We start from the raw sequence: 18,572 nt of genomic DNA, 5'->3' as shown, positions 1-18,572 counted from the left end.
TGGCATCGCAACAATTGGCGCGACGGTCATGATCCCCTAGAAACAAGCGGGCTGGTGGCCTTAACGCGCCCCAGCTCCTGTTTCCGATCGAACACCGATGGCCAAGCGACTCTTTACGTTCAATCGCGGACACGCGGATCGCACGGTCGATGCGCCGGAAGCGCTTGGGCTGAAGGGTTCGAACCTCGCTGTTCTCGCGGCGCTCGATCTTCCGGTGCCCCCCGGCTTCACGATCTCGACCAGTGCCTGGCGCGAGGCCGGGACCTCGGGCCTTCCGCCAGCTTTGCGCAACGAGATCCTGTCCAGCGTCGAGTGGCTGGAAGGGGTCACGGGCCGTACCTTCGACGGTGCCGAGCGCCCGCTGCTTCTGGCCGTCCGGACAGGCGCACGCAACGTCATGCCTGGACTGGCCGACACGGTTCTCGACGTCGGGCTGAACTCGCGGACGGTGGAGCGTCTGGCGCGCGAGCTCGGCGACCTCGGCTTCGCCTTCCGCTCCTACCGCCGCTTCATCGAAAGCTACTGCGCGCTCGTCCATGGACTCGATCCCGGCGAGTTCGACGAGGTGACCGACCGCGAGCGGGAGCGCGCCGGATGGACCGGTGTGGAGCCCCACTCGATCGTCGACTGGCGCGCTCTGGTCGTCGCCTATCTCGAGTTCGTCGAGGCCGAATGCGGATCTCCGCTTCCGCAGACGCCGCTCCAGCAGCTCTACGACGTCGTCGAAGCGGCCTTCGCAAGTTGGCGCAACCCTGTCGCTCGCGCCTTCCGCATGGTTCACGGCATTGCCGAAAACGCGGGCCTCGCCGTCACCGTCCACGCAATGATCTTCAACGAGCGGGGCGAGAAGTCGGGGACGGGCCGCGCGCTCTCGCGCGACTTGAAGTCGGGCGAGCCGCGCCTTGCCGGCGAGTTCACGCTGGGCGGGCGGGGGAACGGCGACTCGATCGGCATTCTCTCCGATGTCCTCGACCTCGCGGACCTGAGCGGCAACGAGGAGGGTCGCTTCCCGGGCGATCTTGCGGCGCTCTCCGACTATGTGAGGCGGGTGGAGAGCCATATCGGCGACGCGGCGGAGCTCGACTTCATGGTCGGCGACGGCGAGCTCTTCCTTCTGCAGTCGCGGCCGGCCAAGCGCGCCGTCGGCGAGGCGGTGCGGATCGCGGTCGAGATGACGCGCGAAAACGCCATCACCGAGGAAGAGGCGCTTCTGCGCATCGACCCGGCTTCGCTCGACGAGCTCCTGCACCCGACGATCGAGCGCAACGAGGACACGCATGTCGTCGCTCGAGGCATGCCGGCCTCACCGGGCGCTGCCACGGGCGAGATCGTCTTCACCGCGGAACAGGCCATCGCGCTGTCCGCCGAGGGCCGGCGCTCGATCCTGGTGCGCAACGAGACGCTGCCCGAAGATGTGCATGGCATGCACGTGACGGAAGGTGTCCTGACGATACGAGGTGGCACGACGAGCCACGCGGCCGTGGTTGCGCGCGGGATCGGGAAGCCCTGCGTGACGGGTGCCGGCTCCCTTCGCATCACGCAGGACGGAAAGACCCTGATCGCGGCGGGACGGAGCTTTCAGCTCGGCGATCCTTTGACAATCGATGGCACGACCGGCGACGTGATCGCCGGTGCCGCAAGGCTGCGGCGTCCAACGCTGACCGGCGATTTCGCGACCCTCATGTCGATGGCGGACCGGGCGCGGCGCATGCGAGTGCGCACGAACGCCGAAACCCCGGCAGAGGCTCGCGCCGCCCGTGCCTTCGGCGCCGAAGGCATCGGCCTCTGCCGAACCGAGCATATGTTCTTCGAGGGCGAGCGCATTCGCGTGATGCGCGAGATGATCATGGCAAGCGACGAGGAGGGGCGTCGTTCGGCGCTCGACCGCTTATTGCCGATCCAGCGCTCCGACTTCATCGAGCTCTTCGAGATCATGGCGGGACTACCGGTCATGATCCGCCTTCTCGACCCGCCCCTCCACGAGTTTCTACCCAAGGGCGAACAGGAAATCACCGATACCGCCCGAACGCTCGGCATCACCGAGGGCGTCGTCGCGGAGCGCCTGCAATCTCTGCAGGAGTTCAATCCGATGCTCGGCCATCGCGGCTGCCGTCTGGCCGTCTCGCATCCCGAGATCGTCGAGATGCAAGCGCGCGCGATCTTCGAGGCGGCGCTTGAGGCCGGGCAGCGCAAGGGCAAGGCCGTCGTTCCCGAGATCATGGTGCCGCTCGTCGGCCTGCGGAAAGAGCTCGACTTCGTGAAGGCGCGGGTCGACGAGATCGCCGAACTCGTCATGGCCGAGCAGGGACGCAACCTCACCTATCTCGTGGGGACGATGATCGAGCTTCCGCGCGCGATCGTGCGGGCCGACAGCATTGCCGAGGCGGCCGATTTTTTCTCGTTCGGCACGAACGACCTGACGCAGACCGTCTACGGTATCTCTCGGGACGATGCGGCGAACTTCCTGTCCACCTATCAGCGCCTCGGCATCATGGATCGCGATCCGTTCCAATCGCTGGACGTCGAGGGCGTGGGACAACTCATTGCGCTGGGTGTCGAGCGGGCGCGACGAACCAAGCCCGATATCTCGCTCGGCGTTTGTGGCGAGCAGGGTGGCGATCCGACCTCGATCGCGTTCTTCGAGGAAACCGGGCTCGACTACGTTTCCTGCTCGCCCTACCGCGTTCCGATCGCGCGGCTGGCTGCCGCGCAGGCCGCCATCCGCTTCGAGCGCGCGATGCGCACGGCGTCTTCGCCCAAGACACGAAGTCGAGGTTGAAACATCGTCAGGCAGAGCCGGTTAGAAGCTTGTTCTCGAGTCGCTTGAGAAGGCTGACATAGGCGTTGGCGAAGCCGAAGAAGCGTTCGCCGACTTCTTCGCGCCCCATGAGCCGAATGCGTTTCTCGCCGGCTTCAAGCCCAGCGAAAACGAGGACGTCCTTGCCGCCGCCGGGAAGCGAGACGGCTGCAACGCGTTCGATGCCGTCGGCGATCAGGCCGTCCGGCATCTCGAACAGCAGCGTTCCGCCAGCGGCACGAGCGGCGTCACGCACGCATTCCTCGAAAGACCGGTGTTCGACGTCGCTCAAGTCCAGCCGGAGCTGGAAGTCGAGCGCCGCGAAGGGGTCGCCTGTACGCAGGAGCTCCGGCGAGCGGACGAGTGGGGTGAGGTTGTCGGCCATACCCTCTCCGCGAAGGTCGTTCGCGGGCGGCGGGCGCTGGACACACGGACACACCAGCGGCACGCTGACCCGCATGAAATGATCGGCGAGAAAACGCCGAACCGGGAGGAGCGTTCCGCATGCAAGGACTGATGCAGGACTGGCCGCTGCTTTGCACGAAGGTCATCGATCATGCGGCGGAGCACCATGGACGACGCGAAGTGGTCTCGCGCAGCGTCGAGGGGCCGATGCATCGAACGACCTACGCCGAGGTGCGCCGTCGCGCGTTGCGACTGGCCAGCCGCTTGGTGCGTGACGGCATCACGCCGGGCGAGCGCATCGCCACGATGGCCTGGAACACCTGGCGCCATCTCGAATGCTGGTACGGCATCGTGGGAGCCGGCGCGGTCTATCACACGCTCAACCCCAGGCTCTTCCCCGACCAGATCGCCTGGATCATGAACGACGCGGACGATCGCATGATCTTCGCGGACCTGACCTTCGTGCCGTTGATCGAGGCGCTGGTTCCAAAGCTGTCCGGCCTCAGGCGGGTCGTCGTGCTCTGCGAGCGGGAGAACTTGCCCGACTCGACGCTCGACCTCGTCGCTTACGAGGACTACCTCGCGGAAGGGGACGAGGATTTCAGCTGGGTCGCCGTGGCGGAAGGGGATGCCGCCGGCATGTGCTACACATCCGGCACGACCGGCATGCCGAAGGGCGTCGTCTACTCGCACCGCTCCAACGTCCTCCATTCGTTGATCGCGATCCAGCCGGACGCGATGAACCTGTCCTCGCGCGATCGGGTCATGCCGGTCGTGCCGCTGTTTCACGCGAACGGGTGGGGGATCGCCTTTTCCGCGCCGATGGTCGGCGCATCTCTCGTCATGCCGGGGCCGAAGCTCGACGGAGCGTCGATCGGTACGCTCCTGCGCGAGGAACGCGTGACTTTCAGTGCGGCCGTTCCGACGATCTGGCTCGCGCTGCTGCAGCATCTCGAGGCGAGCGGTTCGGATCTGCCGGATCTGCGCCGCGTCGTGATCGGCGGCGCTGCCTGCCCGCGTGTCGTGACGGAGGCATTCGAAACGCGCTACGGGGTCGAGGTCGTCCATGCGTGGGGCATGACGGAACTCAGCCCGCTCGGCACGCTCAACGTCATGAGCGCCGATACGGCGGATCTGTCACGCAACGACCAGCTTGCCCTGAAGCAGAAGCAGGGACGCGCGCCCTTCGGCGTCGAGATGCGCATCGTCGGCGACGACGGCGCCGAGCTTCCGCGCGACGGGCGGACCTTCGGCCGGCTCATGGTGAAGGGACCCGCGATCGCGACTGCCTATCACGGGCATGGCGACGTTCTCGACAAGGACGGCTGGTTCGATACGGGCGATGTCGCCCACATTGACCCGGATGGTTTCATGCAGATTACCGACCGCGCCAAGGACGTCATCAAGTCCGGCGGCGAATGGATCTCCTCGATCGATCTCGAGAACCTGGCCGTCGGGCATCCGGCCGTCGCGGAAGCCGCCGTGATTGGCGTCGCACATGACCGCTGGGGCGAGCGGCCGCTCCTCGTCGTGGTGCGCAAGCCAAGCTGCGACGTGTCGCGGGACGAGCTCCTGCGCTTCCTGGATGGCCGGGTCGCGCGCTGGTGGATGCCGGACGACGTCGTCTTCGTCGACGAGATCCCTCACACCGCGACGGGCAAGATCCAGAAGACGACGCTTCGCGATCGTTTCCGCGACTATCGTCTTCCCGCCGCCTGACCTGATAGGATAGAGTCGGACGTTCGGAGCCGAGAAGCGCATGGCAGGCCATTATATCGTCGGGCGGACCAGAACCGCTGGTTGGGCCTGGGCCTTCTCCATGTTTGCGCCGGCGGTCATGGTCAGCGCGGTCGTTCTGTTCCGTCTGGCGGTTCTGGACGAAACCTCGCTGTCGTGGAGTTTCGCGCTCGCCGCCGCGCTCGTCTCGGCTGGTTTCGTCCTGGCGCTCATGGCCTGCATTATCGTTTGGCACAGTGGGAGACACGGTGGCGGCCGTGCCACGGCGGCGCTTGCCATCGCGCTCATCGCCGCCGCTCCGTTCGCGGTCGCAGCCTGGCTCTACACACAATACCCGACGGGCAACTCGGCTGCCACGACGGGTCTCGATCAGGCCGTTCCGGCAGGTGCGAGCGGGGACGACACCAGACCTCTCGTCGGACGCGACTTCCAGGCTACGGCATCGACCGTCTACGGAGCCGCTCGCACGGCCCTAGAGGGAAGCGGTATCCGGATCGTCGATGTCGCGACATCAAGTCTCGCAAGGCCCTCGGACGGCGATCTCGGCGTCAGCGGCCTCGTCGCGGCACCGATTCCGACACCGCGCGACAGCGTCGATCCGGAAGAGCCCTTCGATCGCTTCGCAGGCATCGACGCCACGGACTACACGATCCAAGGGGTCGCGACCGTCCCGATTTTCGGCTTCAAGAGCGACGTCGTCGTCCGCATCCAGGAGGAGAACGGCGAGACCTATGTCGACATGACGTCGAGGTCGCGAACCCTTCCGCTCGATCTCGGCCAGAACCGCCGCATCATCGAGGGCTTCATGGCGCGGCTCGAGGATGCGATGAACGTGCTGGAAGGCGTCACACCGGAGGAGTAGCCGGTTCATCGACGAGCGCGAAGACTTCGCCGAGCCGCGTGACCCTGCGCTTTTCCGTCAGATCCTCGAGATGGGCGAGCACCGATAACGTCGCGGCTTTCCGCAGCGCCGGCTCGATGCCGCGATAAAGGTCCGCCGTGATCGCACCAGCCTCCGCCGGACCGGTCGCCAGCCGGTTGAGGATCGCCGCCTCACGCATTCGCCGATGGGTTCGCAGTGCGCGAAGCAGCACCTGTGGACGCTCGACCGGTCCGCCGTGCCCCGGCAGGTAGCGCGTCTCCCGTCGCGGCATCAGGCGATCCAGCGACGCCATATAGTCGCTCATGCGGCCGTCCGGCGGTGCGATGACGGTGGTGGACCATGCCATCACATGGTCGCCGGAGAAGAGAAGCGAAGCTCCCCGCAGAGCGAAGGCGACATGATCCGCCGTGTGCCCCGGCGTGGCCACAACCTCGAACGTGGCGCTGCCGAGTGACAGCACTTGGTGATCCGCGAGGTCACCGTCCTTCGAGCCAGCATAGGCCGCAGACGCGAGGATCGGTGCATCGACGTTTCGTTGGAGGGAACGAGCGAGGGCGGAGTGATCCAGATGACCGTGGGTCAGAACGATCGCGGTCACCGGGCGGTTGGCGATCGCCGCCAGCAGCGCTTCAAGGTGCCGATCGTCCGAGGGGCCGGGATCGATGACCACCAGATCGTCGGAGCCGACGAGATAGGTGTTCGTACCGTGGAAAGTCATCGGGCCGGCATTGCGCGCGGTGACGCGATGGACACCCGGCGCGACCGGAACCGCGTCGCCGTGGCGAGGCTCGAACTGCAGTTCCAGGGGAAGGCTCATGGCGCCCACCTAACGCTCGCGACGCGGAGTTGGAAGCGTCGTTCCGTCTGGTCTCGCGCGAATCGAGGATTTATGAAGCCGCATGAGCTATGCCGTGGCCGCCTTCTATCGCTTCGTCGCCCTTTCGGACCCCGGGTCTGACCGAGATGACCTCGACGCATTCTGCCGGTCGGCCGGTGTGATCGGGACGATTCTCCTGGCGGAAGAGGGAATCAACGGCACCGTCGCCGGGGGACCAGAAGAGGTCGAGGCGCTCGTCTCGAAACTTCGTGAGCGTTTCGGCCTTCGCGATGGCGATATCAAGCGCTCGGTCGCCGACAGCGCCCCATTCAAGCGCTTGCGGGTGCGTGTTCGACCCGAAATCATCACCCTGCGGGCGCCCGAGGCCGATCCGACCAAGCGGACCGGGCGACACGTCTCGGCAGCGGAATGGAACCAACTGGTCGACGATCCCGACGTCCTCGTCCTCGACACGCGAAACCGCTACGAGACGGAGATCGGAACGTTCGAGGGCGCGGTCGTTCCACCCATCGACCAGTTCACGGACTTCAAGGACTTCGTCGACCGCGAACTCGACCCCGCGCGGCATCGCCGTGTCGCGATGTTCTGTACCGGCGGCATCCGCTGCGAGAAGGCCTCGTCCTACATGCTCGCGCGGGGCTTCAGTGACGTCGCCCAACTCGACGGCGGTATCCTTCGCTATCTCGAGGATGTGCCGACGCAGGAAACGCGGTGGAAGGGTGATTGCTTCGTCTTCGATGGCCGGACGGCGCTGGGCCATGACCTGGCGCGCGCTCGGTGGGACAGTTGCTTCGGATGCGGTGGGCCGATCGACGAGGAGGCTCGGCAGTCCGCAGACTACGAGCCGGGCGTTTCCTGTCCACGCTGCCGATCGCGGCTCAGCACGGAACGGGCAGAACGACTGCGTCGTCGCCATCGCGAGATGACCTGAGCTGCGGTTAGCCGCGACCGAGCTTAACTCCGTTTTATCCCGCTCTGCAGCTATTGCCCCGCAACATCCCGGGAACTACTTCCGTTGGCGCGAAGGACCCGGAATCAGCGGAGTCGTTATGAGCGCACTACGTCAACCACGTCGGCAACTCATCCGATTGCTTGGCCTCGGCGGCACTGCCGCGTTGCTGACCGCTTGGCAGACCTCGGAAGGCATGTCCTGGATGACGGATGCGCGCGACGTCCCGGGTCGTATCCTCGACATGCGCCACAATCTTCCGCAGGACATGGCGAACGGATCCGTTCTCGAAGACGTGCAATTCGACGGCAACCGCCTCACGCTGCGCCTGGCCGTGGACGACCGGCTCGACCTCGCCGCCGTGCGGGACGGCGACCGAGACGATAAATGCGACGCATGGCGTGCTGCCTTGCGCAAACGGGAACTCACTTCCGTCGAGTATCGCTATGTCCAGACCGGAGCGATGTCGTCGCTCTTTCTCGATCGCTCGGTCTGCAGCTGAGCGTCAGCTCGTCTTGAGGGCGCGCAGGATCGTCTCGGCGTTGTAGCGGAACATCTGCTCGTAGGTCGGCGCCGGACCGCCAGGACCGGACAGGGCGTCCGAGAACAGCGACCCGCCGATCGCGGCGCCCGTCTCGCCCGCGATCTGCTGGAGGAGCTTCGGGTTCGTGATGTTTTCGACGAACACGGCCTTGATCTTCTCGTCGCGGATCTGCCGGATGATGGCGGCGACGTCCGAAGCGGAGGCTTCGGACTCGGTCGAGACGCCCTCCGGCGCGACGAAGCGGATGTCGTAGGCCTGCGCGAAGTAGCCGAACGCGTCGTGCGACGTGACGACCGTGCGCTCGGAGGCCGGAATGGTGGACAATTCCTGACGGATCGACGCGTCCAGCGCGGTCAGACGCGCGGTGTAGCTCGATGCGCGTGCACGGTAGTCGCCAGCGTGATCGGGATCGACCTTCGCCAGACCATCGGCGATCGCCCTGACATAAAGTACGCCATTGCGAAGATCCTGCCACGCATGGGGGTCCAGCGTGCCGTGGTCATGGTGCTCGTCGGCGTGACCATGAGGCGTGGGAACCGCTGCTTCGTGCTCCTCCTCATGCCCGTCTGTCTCCGAGAATCGACGCGCGGTGACCTGGTTCGAAGCCACGACCGTCTCGCCGGTGAACCCGCTCGTCTCCGACAGGCGCGGCAGCCAGCCTTCGAACTGCAGCCCGTTCGTCACGAGGAGTTTTGCGTCGCGAAGAGCGCGCGTGTCTCGGGGCGACGGCTCGAACACATGCGCGTCGGCGTCGGGCCCGACGAGCGTCGTCACGGCGACATGATCGCCACCGATCTCGCGCACCATGTCGCCGAGGATCGAGAAGGACGCGACGACGGAAAGCGGCTCCTGGGCGAACGCGGCCGACGAGACGCCGACGAGCAGCGTCACCAGGATCGGCTTTAGCAGATGCTTCACGGGTCGCTCCTATGCGCGTTGAAACGAGGGATCGAGGATCTGACGCACGAGTCCACCGCGATGTCCCGCCACGAGCGACACGACATAGACGACGCTGGCAGACAGGATGATCGCGGGCGAGGCGGGCAGATCGTAATGAAACGAGACGAGAAGGCCGACGAAGGACGACGCAAGGCCGATCGCGGCCGATACCGCCATTTGCCCCGCCACGCTTGCCGACCAGAAGCGGCTGGAAGCGGCCGGTAGCATCATGATGCCGATCACCATGAGCGTTCCGAGCGCCTGGAACCCGCCCACCAGGTTGAGAACGACCAACAGAAGAAAGATGCCGTGAGCCAGACCGCCGGCGGGACCGAGGGTTCGGAGAAACGCCGGGTCGAGGCAGGCCGCCACGATGGCGCGGTAGAGAAGGGCGACGAGAAGCAACGATAGGGTTGCGACTGCAGACATCAGGAGAAGGGCGCTGTCGTCGAGTGCCAGGACCGTGCCGAACAACACGTGCAGAAGATCGACGTTGGACCCCTTCAACGATACCAAGAGGACGCCGAGGCCGAGCGAGGCCAAGTAGAAGGCGGCGAAGCTCGCATCCTCCCGCATGGTGGTGAACCTCGAGACGAGCCCGGCCAGACCTGCCACGACAAGGCCGGACACGAGGCCACCGAGCGCCATCGCGAACAGCGAGAACCCGGCCACGAGAAAGCCGACCGCCGCCCCTGGCAGGATCGCATGGGACATCGCGTCGCCGACAAGGCTCATGCGCCGCAGAATGAGGACCACACCCAGCGGACAAGCGCCCAGCGACAGCGCCGCGCATCCGAGAAGCGCCCGGCGCATGAAGCCGAAATCCATGAACGGCGCGATAGCGAGATCCCAAAAGGTCATGCCGCTACGAGCCTCGCACGCGCCTGTCGCTCGGCTATGGCCGAGGCGAGGACGACGCGGCTCGGACCATGGGCGACGAGCCCGTGCTTCAACAGCATGGTGCGCTCGAATTCCCGCTCCACAAGGCCAATGTCGTGCAGCACGGCGACGATCGTGCGGCCGTCGGCGTGCCAGCCGCGCAGCAGACCCGTCAGGTCCGCAGTGGTCTTCGCGTCCACGGCGGCGAAGGGCTCGTCGAGAAGAAGGATCGGCGCGTCCTGAAGTATCAGCCGCGCGAAAAGCGCCCGCTGGAACTGCCCGCCGGAGAGCTGTGCAATCGCCTTTTGGCGCTCGGCGAAAAGCCCAACCCTTTCGATGGCGGCAAGCAGCTTTTGCTGCTCGGTCGCGGACAGGCTTCTCGTCAGGCCGATCCGCGGCCATGCGCCAAAGGAGACGAAGTCCGTCACGTCGATCGGGAAGCTGCGATCGATCTCCTGCGCCTGAGGGAGATAGGCTATGTCCCGCCGACGAACGCCGTCGAGGCGAACGCGACCGGACGTCAGGCGAACGAGACCCATGATTGCGCGCAGGAGGGTCGATTTGCCCGCGCCGTTTTCGCCGATGACGGCCGTCATCGAGCCGGGGGCGAAAGTCGCGTCCATGGGCTCGAGCGCGACGGTCCGGCCGAACCTAACGCAGACGCCTTCCAGTCCGATCGAACTGGTCATGTCAACTCGCCATCACGAGGAAGACGCCGAGCCAGAGCGCCGCGAGCGGAAGGGCGACGATGCCAACCCTGCGCGCAGCCGAGCTACGAAGAATGGATCGGGACAGGTGGGCGGGCATGGATCGTCCGGGTCTCATGCGATTCGACTTGTTATAACATAACACCGAATCGCGTGAGGACCAGACCGGGAGACGTCCAGCGCTGGACTAACTGTTTCCCTTCGTCAGGCGTTGCGGGCCTTCGGTCGGCGCGGCTTGCCGCCGCCCTTGCCTTGCGTTTCGCGGGGCGCCGAAGATTTCGCGCGCGGGCCATCGGCCTTCTTGAACGGCTTGCGGTCCGTCCGCTCCCGACGCTCGGGCGTGCCAACCTCACCCTCGAAGCGGCTGATCGTGATGTCGTCGAGGGTGCCCTGAGCCGCGTTCGCGAACTTGTCGGCAACCGCTTCGCTGATCTCGAACTTCGTTTCGCGATCGAAGACGCGGATCGCTCCGATCTCGTCCCGCGTCACGCGTCCACGCCGACACAGAAGCGGCAGCAGCCACTTGGGGTCGGCATTGTTGCGACGGCCGATATCGAGCCTGAACCAGACGGTCGGTCCATCATTGCGCCGCGACGGACGCGGCGCGCTCTCGTTACCCTCGCGGGTGGGCTTCGGACCCCGGCCACGCTCCGGGCGCTCCGACTGGAAGCCGGGATCGTAGACATCCTCGGGTGCGGGAAGGCGCATGCGGTAGATCCGCGCAAGGGCCGCCGCCAGCTCCTCGGCCGGCCGGCGCTCCAAAAGGACGCGGCCGACCTCGAGATCGTCCTCGCTGGCCTCCTCGGTCAGGAGCGGATCGGAGAGAAGACGCTCGCGGTCCAGTGCCCGGATCTCGTCCGCCTGGGGCGCGCCGCTCCAGGTCGGACGGATATGAGCCTCCGCCAGAAGCCGCTCGGCCTTGCGCCGACGCGACAGCGGAACGAGCAGGGCGGAGATGCCCTTGCGACCCGCGCGACCCGTGCGGCCGCTGCGATGCTGGAGTGTTTCGGCGTCGTTCGGCAACTCGGCATGGATGACGAGCCCGAGGGACGGCAGGTCGATGCCGCGCGCCGCGACGTCCGTCGCCACGCAAACCCGCGCGCGTCCGTCCCGAAGCGCCTGAAGCGCCTGGTTGCGTTCGGACTGGCCCAGCTCTCCGGAAAGAGCGACCGCCGCGAAGCCCCGATCCAGGAGGCCGGAATGGAGATGGCGAACCTGCTCGCGGGTGTTGCAGAATACGATCGCGCTCGGTGCCTCGACCTGCCGAAGCATGTTGACGACGGCAAGCTCGGTCTCGGTCGGCGCGATGCGAATCGCGCGGTACTCGATGTCGGCGTGGCTCGACGTGCCGGCACTTGCCTCGATGCGCAATGCGTCGCGCTGGTAGCGGCGTGTCATGGCGACAATCGGCTTGGGCAGCGTCGCCGAGAACAGGAGCGTCCGCCGCTCGGCGGGCGTCGCCTCCAGAATGAACTCGAGATCCTCGCGGAAGCCGAGGTTCAACATCTCGTCCGCCTCGTCGAGTACCAGCGCGCGCAGGTTCCCGATCAGAAGCCGGCCGCGTTCGAGGTGGTCGCGCAAACGGCCCGGCGTGCCGACGACGATATGGGCGCCCCTTGCCAGCGCACGCTGCTCCGAGCGTGGATCCATGCCGCCGACGCAGGTGACGACCTTGGCATCCGCCTTCTCGTAGAGCCAGGCGAGTTCGCGCTGGACCTGAAGAGCAAGCTCGCGGGTCGGCGCGACAATGAGAGCCAGCGGTTCGCCGGCCGGCGGCAGGCCGCCGTCGGCTAGCAAGGTGCTGCCGAGCGCAAGTCCGTAGGCGACCGTCTTGCCCGAACCGGTCTGCGCCGACACGAGGAGGTCGCGGCCTTCAGCCTGCGACTCGAGGACCGCGTCCTGAACAGGTGTCGGATCGGCATAGCCACGTTCCGCGAGCGCCTCGGCGAGCGCGGGATAGGAGGTGCGAAAGGGCACTGGTGGAATCCTTGAGCCAGGGTACGCACTAACGCACCCATGCGGGGTCGTTCATGACCCCGCTTCCCGTTCGATGGGCAGCGACGAATGCCCGAACGGTTCAACGCCCAAGGTCTGCGGCTTGGTCAGCCGCGCGCGGAATCAACCGCTATATCGCTGATCGAAGCGGAGCCTATAGACCGTTCGCTGCGGTTTGGCGAGGCTCGAAATTGCCTGTCGACTTACATCGCCAGCCCGAGGTTCAATCCAACCAGCCAAAACAGCATCGAGATCGTCAGCCCGTAGCAAAGGCCGCGATAGGGACTCAGAATGTCCTGCCGCATGATTCTCCTCCCGTCCATGGAGCATCGGCGTCATCTTGTGTGACACTCGATTGATTCAAATCTGACAAAAACATTATGATTCTTCAACCGGCGAACGCCGCTCTCGCCGACCGGAATAGTTTCGCACAAGCGAGATTCCGCATGGCGGCAGATCGACCGTCATAGGGTTCGATTTCCGTCACGGCGCCGCCTCTGATTTCGGCTCGCAGGACCGCTGCGGATCTAACCGCCGCCGGCCTCATGAGAGTGCCGGCGTTTGATGGACGGTTCTTCCACATCGCTTGTCGTCATATCGACGACTCCAGCAACGCCTCGTTCGACGTGACGACGACCATCAAGACCGGCGTCTCGCAGCCGAATGCTCGGCGCTCATTCCAGATCAAGAGGGATGACGCGCCAGCACCGGATACCTGTCCGCACACGGCGTCGTCCAACTTCTCGACCAACATCCGTTTCATCGCCATCATGGCGACTATGCCGGTCGTCAGGCAGCGATGATATCGGGAAGGATGGCTGGGGCGCCTGGATTCGAACCAGGGAATGGCGGTACCAAAAACCGCTGCCTTACCGCTTGGCTACGCCCCAACACCGCGCGCCGCGTTTCGATCCTATAGGAGAGGGCAGGAGGCGTTGCAACATGTGCTCCGCGCAGTCGCGTGATCTTGCTCGTCGGCGAAGAAGATGGGCGAGGACCGTTGCAACGCGGAGCGACCTTGGCTATACACCGCGTCGGTCGCGGAGTGTAGCGCAGCCTGGTAGCGCACCTCGTTCGGGACGAGGGGGTCGCAGGTTCAAATCCTGCCACTCCGACCAACACTTCCTGACGTGCAAATCATAGCTTTGTCGAAATTGGCTCCGGTTGCTCGGCATCGTGCGACGTCGCGTCAGCACCGCGGATCAGGGCTTCCGGCGTCGGTGCTCCCCTACGTCGGATCGATGGCCGGGGTGTGCTCCATTCGTTCGGTCGCGCGCGGTCTCCTCGGCCCCATCGTCCGGATCAGGGGTGCCTGCGGGCTCGGGAGAGAATTGAAAGCCGAGCAGCTGCCATGAGCCAGCCACGTCCTGGAAGAGGAGGTCGAAGCGGAGGGGAGCGGGCGCTATCGCGAGGGACCCCACGATTCGGAGCTTGTCATCGCTTTCGCGCCGGAACGACGAGATGGCGGGCACGAGAAGGACGGCATCCTGCGGCCTGAACGCACCATCGCGAAGCGGGGCGAGAGCCGTTTCGAGTCCGGTCTGCGAGTAGCGACGCCGGAAGTCCGGCGCGGCGAGATCGCGCAGCACAGAATAGTTTCCCGTCTCGATCGCCTGTCCGACCGCAACGAAGAGCGTACGCACCAGGGTCAGGGCGAGGCGCGAGTTGTCCTGTGCCATGGCGACGCAACCCTGGCGTTGCGCCTCACATGGTCCGCCGGCTTGCGCGACCGCTTGTTCGGTCGTGAGCGACAGCAAGCCGAACGCCGCGGCGAGCGCGGCGCTACCAAGCCACCGCAAGACCGACCCGTGCGCCCGCGCGTCCCGTGTCGAAGCCGACGCCGACGCCGGCATTCATGAAGACGTCGTAGGTCGGTTCACCCGCGAGACGACCCACGAAACCCATCCCAGCTGCGCCTTGCCCATCGAAGGTCGCCATGTTGCCGGCGAGCGCGAAGTTCCGGCCGTCGGGCGGGAAGGACAGACCGCCGACCGCGAGCGCCAAGGCCGTGCCCTCGCTGGCGCGGTCACCCGTCCGGTCGATGCGTGTCAGAACATCGTCCACCGTGAAAGCCGTGCTGGACAACCCCCCGACGGAATCGGACGTCACGAACCGTGTGCCGCCTCCCGATGCAGCCGTCGCGAGCGAAGGGACCACGACGCTTTGGCCCTCGTTCCCGATGCGGATCTCGCCGGGCCGTTGCGTGCTGACGCCCTGTCCGATGGCGATAGAGCGATCGAAGGGAGCGGCGGCTCCCTGACCGATCGCGACGCTTCCGCGGCCGGAGGCGCTGCTGGCCTGACCGATCGAAGTCGAGTGGGCGCCCGCTGCCGTGCCGAATTGCCCGACCGCGGTCGAGGCGGCCCCTGACGCCGTTGCGAATTGACCGACGCTCGTCGAGGCGAAGCCGCTCGCCTCGCCGAACTGCCCCACGGCTGTCGCCGCGAAACCTGATGCGGTTGCGAACTGTCCGACTGCCGTCGTGGCGAACCCGACGGCGGTCGAGAACTGGCCGAGACTTGTCGCGGCGAAGCCCGACGCCGAGGCGAAGGATCCGACGCCCGTGGACGCGAAGCCGGTCGCAGACGCATAGGGGCCCAGACTCGTCGCGAACGTCCCTCCGACGTCCGTTCCGTCGCCGGCCGGCGCGCCGCTGCCGTTCCTGTTGCCGTTGAGAGTGCCGACATTCGCGTTGCCGTTGCCGTTTCCGGCATCGGCGCCGTCGATGAAGGCGCCGTTCAGGTTGCCGTTCAGCGCGCCGTCGTTGTCGTTGCCGTTGTCGTTCCCGACGTTGGGCCCACGGCTCGCGAAGCCGTTCAGGTTACCGTTGAAGACACCTTCGTTGCCGTTGCCGTTCCGGCTGCCGCCGTTCCGATTGCCGTTGAAAAAGCCGATATTGCCGTTGCCGCTGCTGGCGTCGGCATTCTGGTTGCCGTTGAAGAGCCCGACATTGCCCGAACCGCCGTTGAAATATCCGGTGTTGCCGGTGCCTCGATTGAAGGCGCCGACGTTTCCCTCGCCGAGGTTGAATCCGCCGGCAAAGGCGGGGTCGACCGCCGCCAGATCGGGAAGCAAGGGAATGTCCTCGGCATGGGCGGAAGACACCACAAGGACGGCCGAAATCAGAAGTGACTTTCGCATGTCCGGGCGACCCCCATCCACCAGATCAGGCAAGCGACGGCCGAGCTTGTCACGACTGGGTGCCTGCGACAATCCGTACGCGTACGAATGTCCAGCCTCGATCCGGGATCGTAATCCTGCTCCGAACTATTCCGCCTCGCCTTCTGCTTCGATCGGCAGCAATGCGAGATCCTCGGTGTCTCCTCGGCGGACCGAAAGGAGCACGGACGTGCGCTTGTGACGAAGGGCGGCTCGAATCTGCGCTAGGACTTCGCCCGCAACGCGCACCGGGACCTGGTTGACGGACAGGATCTCGTCGCCGGCCGTCAGTCCGATTCCCTCGGACGCGGACCCAGCATCGACCGCCAGCACCTTGGTTCCCGCGAGTCGCGCGTGACTATCCGGCGGAGACGTCGAGAGAGTCGCCCCAATGGAGGGAAGCGATAATCCGCCGACGCCTGCGTCGGCGCCGGCTCCGGCTCCGGCAACCGACGTCGCATCGCCGACCGCGACGCTCAAATGCTGACGCTGTCCTGATCGCAGTATCTCCAGCGCCGCCCAGTCGCCGGGGTGAGACAAAGCGATGGCGCGGGAGAGATCGCCAGCACTGTGGATCGCGCGCCCGTTGACGGATTGCACGATGTCCGCGGGCCGAAGTTCGCTGCGGGCCGCGGGGGAGCCGGGCGTGATCGAACCGATCAGGGCGCCTCGTACGTCTGCCAGACCCAGCGAGGCGGCGATATCCGGCGACAGGCTTTCGACCCCGACGCCCAGGAAGCCGTAGCGTGGTGGACCGGACCGCAGGATCGCTTCCACGGACTGGCGCACCTGATCGACGGGCGTGGCGAAACCCACGCCCACGCTGAAGCCCGTCGGACTGTAGATGGCCGTGTCCATCCCGACCACTTGCCCCGCCTCATCGATGACGGGGCCACCCGAGGCGCCCTTGTTCAGTGACGCGTCGAGCTGGATGAAGTCGTCGAAGGGACCGACGCCGAGATCGCGACCAAGTGCCGACACCATGCCGGCGGAAACCGAGGGACCGAGCCCGAACGCATCGCCGAACAAGAGAACGGCGTCGCCGACCCGCAAGCGCGAGGCGTCACCCCAGGGGAGGTGAGCCAGGGCATGGGGAACCTTGATGCGCAGGACCGCGATATCGCGTTTGGAGTCGGCGCCGACGACTTTGGCGGGATAGGCGGTTTTGTCCGAGAGTTGCACCGCGACTTCGCCGGCGCCCTCGACCACATGCCCATTCGTGACGACGATGCCGCTCGATGCGACGAGGAAACCCGCCCCTACGACGATATCGCCGCCCGTCGCCGTTCGAACGAGGGGCGACGGTGCCGGCCGGAAGTTGCGCGAACCGATCGGAGCGGGAGCGGGTGGAACGATCCCGGTCTCGGTGCCATCCGGGTTCATCTGCGAGCTTCCAATCGCAACGATCGAGACGACGGCGGGCGCAACCCGGGCGACGAGATCCGCACGCGAGGACGACGTGGCGGCACCGGCCTGCGCGCTACCACCCAGCAGCGCCAAGGCCAGTCCGACTGGCAGCGCGGCGGTGCGGATCGCTCGCGCTCGCCGCCCATTCCTCCGCCGAGGGAGACGAGCGTCCGGGCTTCGACGCCCGTGCGACGGAAAGGTCGACCGCTCCATCGGTTATCTCGTGTCCGCAGCCGCTTCAGCGAGAATCTTTGCAACGGCGCCCAGGACCACGAGCGCCTGCGCTTCGTTCCGCAAGAGGTCCTGCAACTCGTCCTCTAGCTCTCCAAGTTCCGTGAGCAGTTTCTTGCGCTTCTTGAGTCCGGTCTCCGTCAGGGTAAGGAGCACCCGGCGGCGATCCTTCGGATCGATGCGCCGGCTCACGAGACCTTGCCGCTCGAAGCGGTCAACGATCTTCGAAACGGTCGAGGCGTTGATCTGCACTTCGCGCTGGAGGTTGCGCAATTCGGTTTGTCCGGACTCTCGCAGGTTCCAGAGTACCTGTTCGGCACCGAGAGATAGAAGTCCGGGTTGCAGGTGGGCCTGCATGAGAATGCGGACCGAACGCGAGATGGATTGGAGCTTCGGCAGGAGCTCGATGGGCCCTGTCCTCGGCCGCGCCGGCTCGGTGGAACGAACGCGAACGGCCGGGCGGGCCGCTGGCGGGTCGGACCGAAACTGGTGGGTATGAGACATCGCTCTCTCCGTCTTTTCTGCCGTGGAGCGAGGAGGCTCGATCGTCCCCGCATTCACCGGCGAAACCGGGTATCCGGCGGCGCCGAACCGAACCGTCACCCCGCCTTGCGACGAACCGACTAGGGCGTGACCTGCGTGGCCATCATGTCGCTCGCAAGCGCTTCCCGGCGTGTGCGGATGCAGGTGGCACACTGACCAGCCAGGCGGCCCGTGCGCTCCACGGACCTTGCGACCCACTCCAGGTCGAGCAGCAGGAGGGCGACGAAGGCGTCTCTACCGCGCCCGAAGCACTCCCCGGGCGAATGGCCCTTCGTGACTTCGACCAGCTCGCGTCCGAGGATGTCGGCCCGTTCCGTCGCGACGCCGACCGCGTCCTCGAATGTCTGCACACTGGCGTCCCACATCAGCCGGGACAGGACCAGAAGCGTGTCGCCGCCGCTCCGCAACTCCGGCGGGACCGCGAGACCGACCACCAGCCTGTCCTGCGGCTTCATGGCCGGGCCGGATACCGTCATGCTCGCGTCGGCTTCGGCGAACTCCATGATGCCAGGCTTTCCTTCGCTCTCCTGTCGGCAGGATCGGCTCGCGGCGGCAGGAA

Annotated in this window: 17 protein-coding genes and 2 tRNA genes; 7 read left to right on the top strand and 12 right to left on the bottom strand. The window is 66.0% G+C overall.

Going from position 1 to position 18,572, the window contains the following annotated elements; all coding sequences use genetic code 11:
* Nucleotides 1–97 precede the first annotated feature (97 nt).
* Nucleotides 98–2,779 (top strand): pyruvate, phosphate dikinase, encoded by a 2,682-nt coding sequence (gene ppdK, locus AUL35_RS01300; protein WP_062011216.1) that lies wholly within the window; start codon nucleotides 98–100, stop codon nucleotides 2,777–2,779.
* A 7-nt stretch (nucleotides 2,780–2,786) separates the two neighbouring features.
* Here ppdK and AUL35_RS01295 read toward each other — a convergent pair whose 3' ends face one another.
* Nucleotides 2,787–3,182, bottom strand: coding sequence for a hypothetical protein (locus AUL35_RS01295; protein WP_062011214.1), 396 nt, complete (start codon nucleotides 3,180–3,182; stop codon nucleotides 2,787–2,789).
* A gap of 119 nt (nucleotides 3,183–3,301) precedes the next feature.
* On the opposite strand from AUL35_RS01295, the gene AUL35_RS01290 reads away from it, so the two are divergent.
* Both AUL35_RS01290 and AUL35_RS01285 read left to right on the top strand, forming a co-directional pair.
* Nucleotides 3,302–4,921, top strand: coding sequence for a long-chain-fatty-acid--CoA ligase (locus AUL35_RS01290; RefSeq protein WP_062011212.1), 1,620 nt, complete (start codon nucleotides 3,302–3,304; stop codon nucleotides 4,919–4,921).
* Between the two features lie 40 nt (nucleotides 4,922–4,961).
* Nucleotides 4,962–5,801, top strand: coding sequence for a DUF1499 domain-containing protein (locus tag AUL35_RS01285; protein ID WP_082666011.1), 840 nt, complete (start codon nucleotides 4,962–4,964; stop codon nucleotides 5,799–5,801).
* Here the strand turns inward: AUL35_RS01285 and AUL35_RS01280 are convergent.
* Entirely contained in the window at nucleotides 5,785–6,639 is an 855-nt protein-coding gene (locus AUL35_RS01280; protein WP_062011208.1) for an MBL fold metallo-hydrolase, read from the bottom strand. The genes AUL35_RS01285 and AUL35_RS01280 overlap by 17 nt on opposite strands.
* 82 nt (nucleotides 6,640–6,721) lie before the next feature.
* Between AUL35_RS01280 and AUL35_RS01275 the strand changes: the two genes are divergently transcribed.
* Both AUL35_RS01275 and AUL35_RS01270 read left to right on the top strand, forming a co-directional pair.
* A complete protein-coding gene (locus AUL35_RS01275) occupies nucleotides 6,722–7,591 on the top strand; it encodes a rhodanese-related sulfurtransferase (protein WP_062011206.1) in 870 nt (289 codons plus the stop codon).
* Nucleotides 7,592–7,709: 118 nt separating this feature from the next.
* Nucleotides 7,710–8,111 (top strand): hypothetical protein, encoded by a 402-nt coding sequence (locus tag AUL35_RS01270; protein WP_156417782.1) that lies wholly within the window; start codon nucleotides 7,710–7,712, stop codon nucleotides 8,109–8,111.
* 3 nt (nucleotides 8,112–8,114) lie between these two features.
* On the opposite strand, the gene AUL35_RS01265 is transcribed toward AUL35_RS01270, so the two are convergent.
* The 4 genes from AUL35_RS01265 to AUL35_RS01250 form a co-directional block, all read right to left on the bottom strand.
* Complete coding sequence (locus AUL35_RS01265; RefSeq protein WP_244493630.1) at nucleotides 8,115–9,071, bottom strand: metal ABC transporter substrate-binding protein; 957 nt, start codon at nucleotides 9,069–9,071, stop codon at nucleotides 8,115–8,117.
* Nucleotides 9,072–9,080: 9 nt separating this feature from the next.
* Nucleotides 9,081–9,953: a metal ABC transporter permease gene (locus AUL35_RS01260; protein WP_062011202.1), complete on the bottom strand. Its 873-nt coding sequence runs from the start codon at nucleotides 9,951–9,953 to the stop codon at nucleotides 9,081–9,083.
* Nucleotides 9,950–10,660: a metal ABC transporter ATP-binding protein gene (locus AUL35_RS01255; RefSeq protein ID WP_062011200.1), complete on the bottom strand. Its 711-nt coding sequence runs from the start codon at nucleotides 10,658–10,660 to the stop codon at nucleotides 9,950–9,952. The genes AUL35_RS01260 and AUL35_RS01255 overlap by 4 nt, the downstream gene beginning before the upstream one ends.
* Before the next feature lie 222 nt (nucleotides 10,661–10,882).
* Complete coding sequence (locus AUL35_RS01250) at nucleotides 10,883–12,655, bottom strand: DEAD/DEAH box helicase (protein WP_062011198.1); 1,773 nt, start codon at nucleotides 12,653–12,655, stop codon at nucleotides 10,883–10,885.
* Nucleotides 12,656–13,218: 563 nt separating this feature from the next.
* Here AUL35_RS01250 and AUL35_RS21910 point away from each other — a divergent pair.
* Nucleotides 13,219–13,476, top strand: coding sequence for a hypothetical protein (locus tag AUL35_RS21910; RefSeq protein WP_156417781.1), 258 nt, complete (start codon nucleotides 13,219–13,221; stop codon nucleotides 13,474–13,476).
* 12 nt (nucleotides 13,477–13,488) lie between these two features.
* Here the strand turns inward: AUL35_RS21910 and AUL35_RS01240 are convergent.
* Nucleotides 13,489–13,563, bottom strand: a tRNA-Gln gene (locus AUL35_RS01240).
* Between the two features lie 151 nt (nucleotides 13,564–13,714).
* Between AUL35_RS01240 and AUL35_RS01235 the strand changes: the two genes are divergently transcribed.
* Nucleotides 13,715–13,791 (top strand) — tRNA-Pro (locus tag AUL35_RS01235).
* A gap of 84 nt (nucleotides 13,792–13,875) precedes the next feature.
* Here the strand turns inward: AUL35_RS01235 and AUL35_RS01230 are convergent.
* From AUL35_RS01230 to AUL35_RS01210, 5 genes are all read right to left on the bottom strand, one after another.
* Nucleotides 13,876–14,352, bottom strand: coding sequence for a hypothetical protein (locus AUL35_RS01230; RefSeq protein ID WP_062011194.1), 477 nt, complete (start codon nucleotides 14,350–14,352; stop codon nucleotides 13,876–13,878).
* A gap of 103 nt (nucleotides 14,353–14,455) precedes the next feature.
* Nucleotides 14,456–15,814, bottom strand: coding sequence for a hypothetical protein (locus AUL35_RS01225; RefSeq protein WP_062011192.1), 1,359 nt, complete (start codon nucleotides 15,812–15,814; stop codon nucleotides 14,456–14,458).
* Between the two features lie 126 nt (nucleotides 15,815–15,940).
* Nucleotides 15,941–17,332 (bottom strand): trypsin-like peptidase domain-containing protein, encoded by a 1,392-nt coding sequence (locus AUL35_RS01220; protein WP_062011190.1) that lies wholly within the window; start codon nucleotides 17,330–17,332, stop codon nucleotides 15,941–15,943.
* 123 nt (nucleotides 17,333–17,455) lie between these two features.
* Nucleotides 17,456–17,974, bottom strand: coding sequence for a MarR family winged helix-turn-helix transcriptional regulator (locus tag AUL35_RS21430; protein WP_082666009.1), 519 nt, complete (start codon nucleotides 17,972–17,974; stop codon nucleotides 17,456–17,458).
* A 119-nt stretch (nucleotides 17,975–18,093) separates the two neighbouring features.
* Nucleotides 18,094–18,516 carry a hypothetical protein gene (locus AUL35_RS01210; RefSeq protein WP_062011186.1) on the bottom strand — a complete coding sequence of 141 codons (423 nt, stop codon included), beginning with the start codon at nucleotides 18,514–18,516 and terminating at the stop codon, nucleotides 18,094–18,096.
* Nucleotides 18,517–18,572: the final 56 nt, after the last annotated feature.

It is taken from the genome of Aureimonas sp. AU4, assembly GCF_001463765.1.
Lineage (GTDB): Bacteria > Pseudomonadota > Alphaproteobacteria > Rhizobiales > Rhizobiaceae > Aureimonas.
This window is presented reverse-complemented; position numbering and strand designations above follow the sequence as displayed.